This is a genomic window from Aeromonas sp. R4-2, from assembly GCF_040908295.1.
In the GTDB taxonomy this organism is placed as follows: domain Bacteria; phylum Pseudomonadota; class Gammaproteobacteria; order Enterobacterales; family Aeromonadaceae; genus Aeromonas; species Aeromonas veronii.
This window is the reverse complement of sequence record NZ_JBFODL010000009.1, coordinates 11,591-25,002: the sequence shown is the minus strand read 5'-3', so window position 1 is coordinate 25,002 and position 13,412 is coordinate 11,591. Positions and strand designations below refer to the sequence as shown.

Sequence of the window (13,412 nt, the reverse complement as noted above, 5' to 3'; positions counted from 1 at the left end):
AAGACCAGCTGCAGGAACAGGCGACTTCATGAATCACTCCATCCGTTTCACTCCCCCTCGCGTCAACCCGGGTATCAAGCCAGCCATTGTGCTGCTGACCGCCTTGCTGGCGCTGCTCTTCTGTCTGCGCAACCCGCTCTTCCACGCCATGGCGCCGGGGTTTGATGCCTCGCTGTTCGCGGTGATGGGCAAGATGTGGAGCGAAGGGGGCGTGCTCTATCGCGACATGATCGACATCAAGGGGCCGATGATCTTCGCCCTCGACGCGCTGGGCTATCGAATGGGGGGTTTTGTCGGGATCTGGGCGTTGGAGTGGGTGCTCTGCTGGCTCGGACTGCTGGCCAGCTGGCAAGCCTTTGCCCAGCTAGGACTCTCGTTCAAGGCGCGCCTTGGCGCCATGCTGGCGGTGCTGGCTCTCTACGGCACCCGTTACTACTACGGCAACATGACTGAGGACTGGACCTTCCACCTCGCCCTCATCGCCCAGTGGGCCTTCATCACCCTGCTGCTGGACAAGGGATTTCGCTGGTGGCCCGCGCTGGTGGCGGCCTTCACCTTCGCCATCGTCGCCTGGATGCGCACCAACAACGGCGCCTTCTGGGGGGCCTGGTATCTGGTGCTGTTCTGCCACTGGTGTCTGCACGAGAAGTGGCGTGATGCCATCTTGCTGCTCATCTCCAGCCTGCTGGGGTTGGCGCTGATTGGCGGCCCGCTTTACGCCTACTTCCAGCAACATGATCTGCTGGCGGCCTTCAAATACTACGCCTTCGACATCTTCTTCGAGGGGAGCTACGGCAATGGCTTCTCCCCCATGGTGGGCGCCGTCGGCCTGCTGCGCACAGGCCTTGTGATGCTGCTGCCCGCCTTCATCATTCTGATGCTGAGCCGCCGTCAGGAGTGGTATCTGCCCGCCCTGCTGGCGACCCTGTTTGGGGTGCTGTTCACCCTGATCGCCAACTCGGTCTCCGGCCATGTGTTCGATCACTATGACGTGCTCTATCTGCAACTGGCGGTGCTACCGCTGGCGGTATTGCTGGATCGCAGCGAACAGCAGGCTGATGCCATCGGCCTGCTCTGCATCTCGCTGGTGGTACTCACCGCCAGCTGGCTGCTGGCCCAGCAGCTCGCCTTTGGCTGGAGCACCAAGGAGTGGTCCCTCGAACGGGTCAACGAGGTGCTCGGCACCAGCCTGCTGTGGGCGCTGCCGGTGCTGATCCTCATCCCCCTCTGGCGCGCCTGGGATGTGCGCAGTGCCACCCCCTGGCTGGCAACGCTTGCCATGCTGCTGCTGATGATCAACAACGCCTGGGAAGGCACCCTCAAGGGTCGCCCTTTCAATCCGGCGGCGCAGGTACGGGTCGATCGCATCAAGGCCGAGACAGTCCCAAGCGACAAGATCTGGGTCGATGGCATCCAGCCGCAATATTATCTCTGGACCGATCGCCAGCCAGCGTCCGCCTACCTCTTCTTTGCCAACGTCAATCCGCCCTATGACGTGCGCGAGCGGGTGCTGGCCGATATCCAGCGCCAGAATCCGAAGTTCATCATCGCCAAGCCGGATCGGGTGAGCGAGGAGCTGAAAAAGCCGAGCACCCCTTCCCATCTCGCCTTCTATCAATACCTGACCAGCCACTATGAAGAGGTGGATCCGGGTCTCTATCGCCGACGCTGATCGTCAATACGCCCCGCAGGGCGGCCATTGTTGCAATGGCTGCCCTTTTTCTTGCGCCAGAGCCCCCTTGCAGCAGCGGCCCGCAGTAGGCAAGCCCGCCCGAGATAACTACAATGACGCTCTTTTTGATGTAACGAGTAACACCATGGCGGAACTGACTTATCTGGGCGGCTATCCAGACCCCCTCAAGGCACAGGTACAACAGCTGATTGCGGCGGGCAAGCTGGGGGAGATGCTGGCCAAACGCTATCCGGAGAGCCACCAGATCCAGAGCGACAAGGCGTTGCTCGCCTACACCATGGAGCTGAAGAACCGCTACCTCAAAAGCTCGGCGCCCCTGTCAAAGGTGGTGTTCGATGGCAAGATCAACGTGATCAAGGATGCCCTCGGCCTGCACACCTACGTCAGCCGGGTGCAGGGCAGCAAGCTCAAGACCAAGAACGAGATCCGCATCGCCGCCCTGTTCAAGGAGGCGCCGCCCCCGTTCCTGAAAATGATCGTGGTGCACGAGCTGGCCCACATCAAAGAGAAGGATCACAACAAGAGCTTCTATCAGCTCTGCCAGCACATGGAGCCCGACTATCATCAACTGGAGTTTGATCTCAGGCTCTGGCTCACCTGGCGCGATATCGACAAGGCCAACCGCTAGGCTGACAACCGTTTCAGGGAGGAAACATGCCATTTGCCGCCACGCGCTTTATTGCCACTTTGGTAATGACCAGCTTGGGTTGCGCTGCCCGTCCCCACCGCGCGTCACACGGGCTGCTGGTGCTGCTGATTCTGCTCGCAGGCCACAGCGCCCGTGCCGATGAGCGCTGGCAGAGCGACAGCTATCTGGTCGAAAGCTTTATGGCCATCGCCATGGAGCGGGAGTATGGCGAAGCCAGGCAGACCCGTTTTGCCCGCTGGCAGCAGCCGATCCGGCTGCAACTTATCAACGAGTCGGGTGACAAGCCGCTGCAGGCCGACGTGGTGAAGGTACAGGCGGCCCATCTGGCTCGCATCACCGGCCACTCCATCAGCATGGTGGCCGCAAAGCCCAACCTCACCCTGATCATGACCGACTACAACAAGATGAAGAGCTGGGCCAACCGTACTATGGGGGGCGATCCATCGGTCAAGATGGCGCTCAAGGAGGGGCTCTGCCTTGCCAACTTCGCAACCAATGCAAAACACGAGATCAGCCGTGCCACCATCATCATTCCGGTAGACTACAGCCGGGCCAAGGGTCGCTTTCTCGACTGTGTGGTGGAGGAGTTCACCCAGGTGATGGGGCTGCCCAACGACTCGGACAAGGTGTTTCCCTCCATCTTCAATGACAACAGCATCGACAGCTTTTTGACCGGGCTGGACTATGTGCTGCTCAAGATGGCCTATCACCCGGCCCTCAAAGCCGGAATGAGCAGTGACGAGATCCGCGCCGCACTGCCTATCGCACTGGCCGACCTGCGCGCCAAAGGGGAGATCCGCGAAGCCAATCGCCGGGTGCAGCAGCAGAGCCTGAAAAGCTGGGCGGGGTTGTAACGGGCCTGGCTCAACCCAGAGCCAGACAAGCCACCGCGAACTCATCACCAACAAAAAAACGCAGCCACTTGGCTGCGTTTTTTGTGTTGTCCGGGGATCAACGGATCAGTAGCGGGCATGCCCGTTTATCCGCCGCCCATTTATCCAACGCCCGTGTTATCCACTGACCGTGCGGGATCAGGAGGCGACGTTCTCTTCCGGCATCCAGCTCTCGGCGTTCTCCCACACCTCCTGCACCATGGCTTCGGCCAGCTCTTTGTCTTCCTTGCTGGCACGGCTGACGGTCAGGGCCATGGCGCTGCCCGGCGCGACCCGCACATGGATGTCGGGGAATTTTTCGCCAAGCTGCTTGAGCAGCTCCTGACGCAGCGCCTCCATGGTCGAGGTCGGGATCTGATGTTTTCTGTCGATGATGATTTCAAGACGCATAGGAAACTTCTCCATGATTTATAACTGTATTTTTATCCAGTATTTATGGGAAGTAAAGTGCCATCTTGCACCAATCAGAAAAGATCCAGCTGCTGACCACAAATCCGGTCGAACGACTCGCCGATAAAGGGCAGGATGGCATCGGCAATGGGCCGCAACTGCTTGTCGATATAGTGTTCGTAATCGATGGCACTGCGCCGGTACTCCAGCGGCTCGGGGCCATTGAGGGTCATCAGATAGGCGATAGAGCCCCGATGCTGATAGCGCTGGGGCAGACCGCGGCGCAGGTTCTCCTCATCGGCCAGCCGCGCCGCCCGCACATGGGGCGGCACATTCTTCTGATACTCCTCGAGCTTCTGGCGCAGCCGTTTACGGTAGATGAGCAGATCGTCGTGACGACCGGCGCGAGTCTCATCCACCATGGTGCGCACATAGCCGCTGGGATCTTCATCGTGAAACACCAGCTCATAGAGGCGGGTCTGGAACTGCTTGGCCAGCATGGTCCAGTCGGTGCGCACCGATTCGAGCCCCTTGAACACCAGCTGTTCACTCCCCTCGCTGGCCTTGCCAACCAGACCGGCATAGCGCTTCTTGCTGCCCTTCTCCAGCCCGCGGATGGTGGGCATCAGAAAGCGGCGATAGTGGGTCTCGTACTGGATCTCGAGATAACTCGGCAGGTCGAACTCGCGCCTGATCAGTGCAGCCCAGTTATCGTTGATCATTTGAGCCAGTCGCTGGCCGATCTCGTCCGCCTCATCGGGGCTGGTCTCGCGCCCCAGATGAACAAAGGTGGAGTCGGTGTCGCCATAGATCACCTCGAACCCCTTCTCTTCAATCCACTCGCGGGTCTGCTGCATGATGCTGTGGCCACGCAGGGTAATGGACGAGGCCAGGCGCGGATCATAGAAACGGCAGCCCCCCGACCCCAGCACGCCGTAGAAGGAGTTCATGATGATCTTGATGGCCTGGGAGAGCGCCTTGTTGCTGGCCGCCTTGGCTCTGTCCCTCGCCGCCCACAGGGTGGCGATGAGTTCCGGCAAGAAGTGCCGCTCGCGGGAGAACATGGCGCCGCGAAAGCCGGGAATCGCGTGCTCGGGATGCTGTAGCCCTTCGATGAGCCCCATGGGGTCGATGCAGAAGGTGCGGATGATGCTGGGGTAGAGGCTCTTGAAATCGAGCACCAGCACATGGCGATAGAGACCGGGTTTGGAGTCCATCACATAGCCGCCGGGGCTCGCCAGCCCACCGTCGGCTGGCAAATTGGGGGCCACGTAGCCGCCACGATGCAGCCGCGGCAGATAGAGGTTGGTAAAGGCCGCCACCGAGCCCCCTACCCTGTCCAGCTCAAGACCGGTGAGGGAGGCACGCTCGATGGCAAAAGGGATGAGGTGGCAGTAGTCAAAGATCTCCCACACCAGCTTGCAATCTTCCAGGTTGTAGCGGGCCAGCGCCTCCTTGTCGGAATGGAACAGCTCGGTGATCTTCTCCCCCCGATTGGCCACATCCTCGATATCCTTGCCACGGCCAAGCAGTTCGCTCGCCACCGCATCCAGGCTGTAGCTGGCAAACTGCCAGGTGGCGCTTTTCAGGGTATCGATGCCATCGAGCACCATGCGCCCGGGAATGATGACGCTGCCGCTCTGGGGGTCGTTGCGCGAGGATCGCCAGAAGCAGAGCTCGCGCCCCCGCCCGAGCCGCAGTCGCCGCTTGTTAAGTTCGGCGCGGCGCAGCAGCAGACGAAAGTCAAAATTAACCACGTTCCAGCCAATCACCAAGTCGGGGTCATGCAGACTGAACCAGCTCTCCAGCGCACTCAGCAGGGTGCTCTCGTCCTCTACCCACTGTACCTGGGTTCCCCAGCTCTCGGCATCTGCCTCCGGGGTGCCGATCATGATGACCCGTGCATCCTGCTCGCTGTAAAGGCCGACCGAGAAGAGCGCCCCGTCCATGGCGCACTCCACATCCAGCGACACCCAGGAGAGGGTTGGCGTCACCGCCTGCGGCGCGCAGCGCGCCTCGTTCACCTCCCAGTAGCCCTGCTTGCCCCCCTTTTTTACCGCCCAGCCATCGAAGCGCACGCCAGCGGTGATGAAACGCTCCATCAGGAAGCGCTCCGGCAGCCGGATATCCGCCTCGAAGTGCTCCAGACCGCGAATGAGCAACAGCTCGATGGCGCGGTGAAAGGCGCTCAGGGTGGCGAAATAGCAGCCCACCACGGGGCGACCGTCGAAGGTGTGCATCGGCAGGCGGCGAAACCGCCCGCTCACCCCGGCCCCCTTGAACAGCTCGGCGGCTTCTGCCATGTGGCTCTGTGGCAAAAAGAACACCGGCTCCTGCCCCGGCACCACCACCCGCACCGGCCCCTGCGCGCTCCAGAGCCACATCACGATTTCGGTGGTGGCAGGCAGCCCGTTGCGACCGCGCACGTCCCGACCGTGGCGGGTCAGGATAAAACCGTCGAGGGGCGGAGTGGCGGGTACGGTGGGCTGGGTTGCAGTCATGAAGCGTAAAGGGGCTGTCCGAGAATGGGACTATTGTACGTTCATACAGTGCCTGCTCGCAATCATCACGCTGGCTGCGAGGCGGGAGTCAAACTGGTAAGCTCGATCCGGTCGTTATTCCCGCCCATCCCGTTCTGACCACTCTTCGCCGACGAAAGGAGTCTCTGTGGCAATCTATTCCCTGCTGGATCAGCTGGCTATCCCCTACCAGCGCTTTGACCATCCCCCGGTGTTTACCTGTGAGGAGGCGAGCAAGTTGCTGCCCGACCTGCCCGCCGCCAAGACCAAGAACCTCTTTTTGCGCGATCCGAAAAGCGAGCGGCTGTTTCTGGTGGTGAGTCCGGAGGATCACCGGGTCGACCTCAAGGCGCTGGCTGCCATGCTCGGCGTCAAGCGGCTGAGCTTTGGCTCCCCCGAGCGGCTCGATGCGGTGCTCGGCCTCACCCCGGGATCGGTGACCCTGCTCGCCATGGTGCGCGACAGGGAAAAAGCGGTAGAGCTGGTGGTGGACGAGGCCATCTGGCAGGCCGAACAGGTGCAGTGCCATCCGCTGGTCAACACCGCGACTCTGATCATCCGCCTCGACGACGTGCGCCGTCTGCTGACCCATCTGGACAGGGAGGCCATCGTAATGCGCTTGCCTGCTGCAACCTGCGATTAGCACAACGTCTGGCGGTTGGGTTCACCCTGCCGCCAACACAACCACCTTTCACGCAGCGAAATTGACTGACAAGACAATAAAATGGCTCCTTGTGCGCTGATAAATCGAGTCAGCAATTGCCATCGTGCAAAAAGTCGGAGGTGAGCACGTTCGGCCATTTAACCCATTGATAATAGGTTGGATTCATGTTGTGATCGGCCACTGCCAGCGGGCGATACCCCATCGCCTGTTCGTTCACAGGTGACTTCCCAGAGAGCCCCTTGATGCCAAGTCTGTTTTCCTCGGCCCAGTTGTTGAGTCTGGTGCTGTTCGTCACGCTGTCACATGTGGGGGTCGCCACCATTTTCGCCGCCATGTGGCACACCCATCGCCAGATCAGGGCATTGATCTACTGGTCAGCGGGGGAACTGGTTATCGCGGGGGCTTTTTGCTGCCTGCTGCTGCGCCCCCTTGAGGGAAATGCATCCCTTGCCAATATTCTCTGCACCAACCTGCTGTTGATGTCGACCACCCTGCTCTATGAACGGGGGATGCGCCACTTCTTTCGCCGTGAAGCCGACCAACTGGGCTGGCTGCTGCCCGCCGTTACCCTCGGCGGTTTCGTTCTGTTTGCCCTGACCGCCCTGAAGCAACCCCTCTTTGATGTGCATAGCCGGATCATCGTGCTCTCCGGCGTGCTCTCGCTGCAGATTGCGCTGCTTATCTGGCAGCTCTGGCGCTACCAGCGGCTGGCCCCTGTCTATCGGGTGCTGCGCTTTGCCATTCTGCTGCTCGGCCTGCAACTGCTGTTGCAACTGCTGCGGATCGCCAAACACCTCTGGCAACCGGAGCTGGCGGCCAACTCCTTCACCGACCCGCTGCTCGGACCTGTGATCCTGCTCAGCCTGCTCTTTACCATCGCCCGCAGTTATCTGCTGCTGAGCCTGGTCCACACCCGCCAGCAGCAAGCCTTGCTGGCCACCCAGCGCACGCTGGAGCGGCGCGCCAATCAGGACGAGCTGACCGGCCTGTTCAGCCGCCACTATTTCGAACGCCAGGTGGCCCTGCGTGCCCGCGAGGTGACGAGCCCCGGCCAGCTGCTGCTGATCGATCTGGATAACTTCAAACAGATCAACGACCACCACGGCCACCCCGCCGGTGATGCCATGCTGCGGGCCGTGGGTCGGGTGATCGCCAATACCCTGCCTGCCGAGGACATGGCCGGTCGGCTTGGCGGCGATGAGCTGGCCCTGCTGCTGATGGCGGACCCGCAGACCCTGCCCGACTACTGTCACAGCCTGCAACAGCAGATCGCCGAGGCGACCCGGGCGCTGGCCGGTGGCCCCATCAGCCTCAGCATCGGCCTCACCTCGCTGCACCCTGACGAGGGATTTGAAGCGGCCTACCTGCGAGCGGATCAGGCTCTTTACGCCGCCAAACAGGCTGGAAGGCAACGGGCCTGCGTGCTGGAACCCCACCACAGCGAACCGCAACCGCTGCAGCCCTGCGCGCTCCTGTCATGAGCACAGTGCTCGCTCTGCAGTGCCGACCGGCCAGGCTGGCAGATGCTCCGGCTTACCGTCGCTATGTCACCGAATGCGCCGAGGACGGACAGCCGCTCTATCAGGTGGCGCAATTTGACCCGGACAGCTGGCTACAGAGCCTGCTGGATCACGCAGAAGGGCGCAACTTGCCCAGTGGATACCTGCCGACTACCACCTATTTTGCCCTCGATAGCGAGGAGATCATCGCCACCCTGCGACTGCGTCACGGTGACAATGAGGCAACCCGCCAGTGGCTGGGTCATATCGGTTACGAAACCCGCCCCTCTCGCCGTGGCGAAGGGGCCGCGACCGTGCTGCTGCGCTGGGTGCAACAACAGGTGCTGGCAGCGCCGGTGCTGATCAGCTGCGGCGAAGATAATCTGGCTTCCCGCAAGGTCATTACGGCCGCCGGGGGCGTGTTGCTGGGGCGGCGCTTCCATCCGGGGGATCGCAACTGGCTGGAGATGTATCAGCTAGCCCCCTGCCCCAGCCGACCATAGCCGCAGCAGTAATAAAAAGAGCGCCCCGAAGGCGCTCTTTTTGCGAACGTGGCAAGACCGTTAGTAGCTGTCTTCCTGCTCCGCCTTCATCCGGGCCTGACGGGCATAGGCCTCCTCCTCGGCGCTCTCAATCTCCTGCAGCACCGAATCGAGATCGATGGCGGCGCGACTCTCTTCAAAGTGACCGGTCAGCTCGCTATCGGGGGTGAGTTTGCCATCTTCAAACAGCGCCCACATTTCCTGGGCATAACGGGTCTTGAGCAGCTCGGGGGCATACATGCCGTAGTAGTTGCGCATATTGTTGACGTCCCGCTCCAGCATCGCCTTGGCCTGGTTGTTGGCGGCGGCATCCACCACCTGGGGCAGATCGATGATGACAGGGCCCTGGCTATCCACCAGCACATTGAACTCGGAGAGATCGCCGTGGATAAGACCGGCGCAGAGCATCCGCACCACGTAACGGATCACCTTGGCATGGTCGATGACCGCCTGCTCGGGGGTAAGCGCCACATCGTTGAGGCGCGGCGCGACATTGCCATCCTCATCGGTGATAAGTTCCATCAAGAGGACGCCATCGAGGCAGACATAGGGCTGCGGCACCCGCACACCGGCCGCCGCCAGCTTGAACAGGGCGTCGACCTCGGTGTTCTGCCACACCTCTTCATGCTGTTTGCGGCCGTACTTGGAGCCCTTCTCCATGGCGCGAGCGCTGCGGCTGTTACGCACCTTGCGCCCCTCCTGATAGACCACGGCCTGCTTGAAGCTGCGCTTGGACGCCTCTTTATAGACTTTGGCGCAGCGGATCTCGTCGCCGCAGCACACCACATAGACGTCGGCCTCTTTGCCGCTCATCAACCGGCTGACGACCTCATCGACCAGGCCGTCATCAACCAGAGGTTGGATTCGATTTGGAATTTTCATGGCCGCCCTTTTACCCTATTTCCGCTCTCGAAGATAGCTCCGCGCACGCTCACCTGCCTCTCCCTTTCATAAGACACCCTGTTATCCCCTGTTTGCGCTGTTTTTGTCCACCTGTTCGCCTTAAAAACCGCCAGCAGCAGACCAAATACGAAAGGCTCCTGTACCAACAAAAATGGCCCGCAAGCGGGCCAATTTTCAAGGTTCGGGCGGCAAACCCTGACGAATGCGCTGGATCCCCGCTTCATAGAGGCCGTCATCCCCCTCCTGATGCTCCAGGGTTTCGAAGATCTTGAGAAACCACATGTACTGCTCGGGATGGCGCGCCACCTGCATCTCCACCACCCGGTTCATGGCATTGACGTCTGCCAGCAGATCGGCGGTGGGATAAGGGTCAAACGGCGGCTCAATCTCCAGCAGATAGCGTCCCTCATCCTCGTCATAGCTAGCGAAGATGGGCACGGCTCTGGCACCAGTCAGCTTCACCAGCTTGGGCAGCGCGGGCAGGGTTGCCTTGGGGCGACCAAAAAAGGGAACAAACACACTCGCCTCGCGGCCGTGATCCTGATCTGGCAGGTAGAAGAAACTGGCACCGGCGCGGATCGACTTGATCGCCGGTTTGATCCCGGCGCTGCGCTCATAGACCTTGCCCCCTTTGGCCCGCTCGCGGTTGATGTACCAGTCGAACACCTGATCTTTCGGGCTCTTCATCATGGTGCACATCTCGATGCCCATCATGGAGAAGTAGCGGCCAATCATGTCGACTGCCCAGGTGTGAGGCACCACCAGGATCACCGGGCGGCCCGCAGCCTGCTCAGCTTGCACATGCTCCCAGCCGGTGACCTTGATGCGGCGGGTCAGCCGCGCCTTGCTTCGCCAGCTGAGCTCGCCAAAGCCCATAAAGGTCTTGAGCCCGACCCGGATCGATTTGAGTAGCAGCGCCTGCCGTGCCGCGGCATCCAGCTCGGGAAAGCAGATCTTGAGATTGGTATCTGCGATATAGGCCTGCTTTTTCGAAAAACGCAGCAGGGTTGGAGAGACCAGATCGGCGAAGCGATCCCTCAGTCTCGCGGGGGTAAATGCCAGCAGGGAGAGCAGGCCCAGCGCACACCAGCTACCCCACCATTTGGGATGCAGCAGGCGGCTATGAAATGAGGTATCAAATACCGGATCTAACGCAGACATGGCGGCCATCAAGTCATCAAAAACAAACGGTTATTGTAGTTATCCTGACATTTTTTTCTACCCTGGGGAGGCAGGCCATCGACCCGCAAGGCACTGATCAGACGAGTTATCATAAAAAATGGCCCACCTGGGGCCATTTCAATCAACGCAAATTCTGGGTCAGCCGTGGGGCGACAATCCCTTGCGGATCCGCTGGATCCCCGCCTCGTAAAGGCCATCCAGCCCCTCCTGATCCTGACGGGTATCGAAGATCTTGAGGAACCACATGTATTGGCCCGGATGGCGCATCAGCTGCTGTTGCACCATGTCGTTCATGCGACAGGTATCAGCCATCACATCCTCGGTGGGATAGTTGTCGAACGGTGCCTCAATCTCCAGCCGGTAGCAGTGGTTCGCTTCGTCATAGCAGGCGAGCAGCGGCACCGCCTTGGCGCCACTGACCTGCACCAGACGGGGCAAAGCAGGCAGGGTCGCTTTGGGATAGCCAAAGAAGGGGGCGAAGATGCTCTTCTCGCGGCCATGATCCTGATCCGGCAGATAGAAGAAGCTGCGACCGCTCTTGATAGTCCTGATCACCGCCTTGATCCCGGCGCTGCGCTCATAAACACGGCAACCGTTCTTGGCTCGTGCACGGTTGAGGTGCCAGTCAAACACCGGATTGCGTGCCCGTTTCATCATGGTGCACATGGGCACCCCGCGCTGGGTGAAGCAGTAACCAGAGGCATCCACCGGCCAGGTATGGGGCACCACCAGGATCACCGGACGGCCGGCCGCCCGCTCCGCCTCGATATGCTCCCAACCGATCACCTGCATCCGGCTCATCAGATAACGCTGGCTGCGCATGGTGAACTCGCCAAATCCCAACAGACTCTTGAGGCCGACCCGGATCGAGGTCAGTGCAATGGCATCCCGCTCTTCCGGGCTCTTGTCCGGGAAGCAGATCTCCAGATTGGTTCTGGCGATATAAATCTGTTTTTTCGAGATACGAAACACCAGCGGTGCCAAGGCTTCGGCCAAACGGTCGCGCAATCGCACCGGCACAAAGGCGAGCAACATCAGCACGCCGAGCGCCAGCCAGCTGAACCAGTAGCGGGGATGCAGAAAACGGGCTTCAAAAGAGGAGTCAAATACGGGATCTTGGGACGACATGTATTGGGGTCGAGCGAAAAAGTGGTGCTGCATTGTAGTCGTCCTGACAGGTAATACCAGTTAAATCCATGGCAAATAGCCCGCCACGGGCGCCACATCAAAAAACCATAAAAAAATGCCCCGCACTGCGGGGCATTTTGCTCGTTACACAACCAGGGTGGAGGCTCTTTGTCCATCCATCGTATGACTGGTCGTTTATCCCGTCGCTCTCGGAGCGCACTGCTTATCCATTTCCCGATGTCACATCTTCTTCAAGATTTAACGGTGAGCACCCTGGCGGGCCATGCCGTTATTCATTTCGGTATTACGCTGCGGCAGAAAAAACATCAGGTAACGCAGTGCCACATACCCGACGATGACGGTAGCCACCCCCAGCTCGAAGTGGGCCAGCAGTCTGATCTGCTCGACGTAGTGACTCCCTTGCGCAAATCCTTCCACCAGATGAGCCACTTTAAACAGGGCGGTGGCACCGATCACCAACGGGAAGGTGAAGGCGGCATAACCCGGCGAGAAGGGCAGACGCAGCAGTTTGATGAAGGCCAGATAGATGATGCCGGTCATCAGGATGGCGATCCCCAACAGCACGGCCACCAGCAGCAGTGACGGCTCCTGGCTGACGGTCAGGTAACCGGCCAGAGAGAGGCTGGCAGGAGCCGCCAGAATGGCGATGGTCGGTTTGGCGGCATCCGGCACTTCATGGCTGAAGATCAGGCGATAGAGCATCAGCGGCAGCATCAGGCCATAGCAGATGATCCCGAACCAGAGCAGACCGTTGGCCAGCGGGGCAAACTGACCACCCGGGAAGGCGACGTCCGCCACGATGATGCCTACCGGCGGCACGAACCAGCTCGGCACCATGTGGTGGATTTCAAACTCTTTGGCACGATGCCAGATAAAGGTGGCCAGGAACAGCAGATGAACCGCCACGGCAAACAGCCAGAGGGCCTCGCCCGCTTGCGGCGCAATCATACCCAACGCTTTGGAGACCACCATGGTGCCCATGGCATAGGTCGGTACCACACTGCCCACCACGGGGTGAGCGAGATCCTGCAACAGCAGGCGGGGGTGAAGCAGAAACTTGAAGGTCAGGATCACCAGCAGCACGGCCGCGATGGCAGCGCCCAGCAGTTGCATCCGGCCATCGAAGTGACCGGCATTTTCCCAACACCAACCAAGGCTGGCGATGCCCAGCGCCAGACCCGCCATGGGGGTTGGGGCGGCAGCCAGTGATTTACGGGTTCTTGCGATCATGATGACACCTTTCTATTGATGACTATGGCGATAGGATAATGCCCCCTTATCGTTTACGATATCTAAATGAATTAAATCAATCATTCAGGAAAACCAAAC

Annotated in this window: 12 protein-coding genes; 6 read left to right on the top strand and 6 right to left on the bottom strand. The window is 60.3% G+C overall.

The window, feature by feature from the left end:
* Nucleotides 1-28: 28 nt before the first annotated feature.
* The 3 genes from AB5Y99_RS05205 to AB5Y99_RS05195 all read left to right on the top strand — a co-directional run bounded on the left by AB5Y99_RS05205 (nucleotide 29) and on the right by AB5Y99_RS05195 (nucleotide 3,196).
* On the top strand, nucleotides 29-1,672 hold the full coding sequence (locus AB5Y99_RS05205) for a hypothetical protein (protein ID WP_368208924.1): 1,644 nt from the start codon (nucleotides 29-31) through the stop codon (nucleotides 1,670-1,672).
* Between the two features lie 145 nt (nucleotides 1,673-1,817).
* Nucleotides 1,818-2,321: a M48 family metallopeptidase gene (locus tag AB5Y99_RS05200; protein ID WP_150389026.1), complete on the top strand. Its 504-nt coding sequence runs from the start codon at nucleotides 1,818-1,820 to the stop codon at nucleotides 2,319-2,321.
* Between the two features lie 26 nt (nucleotides 2,322-2,347).
* A complete protein-coding gene (locus AB5Y99_RS05195; RefSeq protein ID WP_150389025.1) occupies nucleotides 2,348-3,196 on the top strand; it encodes a DUF2927 domain-containing protein in 849 nt (282 codons plus the stop codon).
* A gap of 177 nt (nucleotides 3,197-3,373) precedes the next feature.
* On the opposite strand, the gene AB5Y99_RS05190 is transcribed toward AB5Y99_RS05195, so the two are convergent.
* Together AB5Y99_RS05190 and AB5Y99_RS05185 are read right to left on the bottom strand one after the other, a co-directional pair.
* Complete coding sequence (locus AB5Y99_RS05190) at nucleotides 3,374-3,625, bottom strand: DinI family protein (protein WP_005333426.1); 252 nt, start codon at nucleotides 3,623-3,625, stop codon at nucleotides 3,374-3,376.
* Between the two features lie 74 nt (nucleotides 3,626-3,699).
* Nucleotides 3,700-6,126, bottom strand: coding sequence for a DNA polymerase II (locus AB5Y99_RS05185; RefSeq protein ID WP_368208922.1), 2,427 nt, complete (start codon nucleotides 6,124-6,126; stop codon nucleotides 3,700-3,702).
* A gap of 166 nt (nucleotides 6,127-6,292) precedes the next feature.
* On the opposite strand from AB5Y99_RS05185, the gene AB5Y99_RS05180 reads away from it, so the two are divergent.
* The 3 genes from AB5Y99_RS05180 (at nucleotide 6,293) to AB5Y99_RS05170 (ending at nucleotide 8,810) form a co-directional block, all read left to right on the top strand.
* Entirely contained in the window at nucleotides 6,293-6,787 is a 495-nt protein-coding gene (locus AB5Y99_RS05180) for a prolyl-tRNA synthetase associated domain-containing protein (protein ID WP_151286911.1), read from the top strand.
* 263 nt (nucleotides 6,788-7,050) lie between these two features.
* Nucleotides 7,051-8,289, top strand: a complete 1,239-nt coding sequence (locus AB5Y99_RS05175; protein ID WP_368208920.1) for a GGDEF domain-containing protein — start codon at nucleotides 7,051-7,053, stop codon at nucleotides 8,287-8,289.
* Complete coding sequence (locus tag AB5Y99_RS05170) at nucleotides 8,286-8,810, top strand: GNAT family N-acetyltransferase (RefSeq protein WP_368208919.1); 525 nt, start codon at nucleotides 8,286-8,288, stop codon at nucleotides 8,808-8,810. The genes AB5Y99_RS05175 and AB5Y99_RS05170 overlap by 4 nt, the downstream gene beginning before the upstream one ends.
* Before the next feature lie 60 nt (nucleotides 8,811-8,870).
* On the opposite strand, the gene AB5Y99_RS05165 is transcribed toward AB5Y99_RS05170, so the two are convergent.
* From AB5Y99_RS05165 to AB5Y99_RS05150, 4 genes are all read right to left on the bottom strand, one after another.
* Entirely contained in the window at nucleotides 8,871-9,731 is an 861-nt protein-coding gene (locus tag AB5Y99_RS05165) for a PA4780 family RIO1-like protein kinase (protein ID WP_227273755.1), read from the bottom strand.
* Nucleotides 9,732-9,926: 195 nt separating this feature from the next.
* On the bottom strand, nucleotides 9,927-10,922 hold the full coding sequence (locus AB5Y99_RS05160; RefSeq protein ID WP_069555789.1) for a lipid A biosynthesis acyltransferase: 996 nt from the start codon (nucleotides 10,920-10,922) through the stop codon (nucleotides 9,927-9,929).
* A 150-nt stretch (nucleotides 10,923-11,072) separates the two neighbouring features.
* Nucleotides 11,073-12,062 (bottom strand): lauroyl-Kdo(2)-lipid IV(A) myristoyltransferase, encoded by a 990-nt coding sequence (gene lpxM, locus AB5Y99_RS05155; protein ID WP_368208917.1) that lies wholly within the window; start codon nucleotides 12,060-12,062, stop codon nucleotides 11,073-11,075.
* A 258-nt stretch (nucleotides 12,063-12,320) separates the two neighbouring features.
* Complete coding sequence (locus AB5Y99_RS05150; RefSeq protein ID WP_005352390.1) at nucleotides 12,321-13,313, bottom strand: TDT family transporter; 993 nt, start codon at nucleotides 13,311-13,313, stop codon at nucleotides 12,321-12,323.
* Between the last annotated feature and the right edge of the window lie 99 nt (nucleotides 13,314-13,412).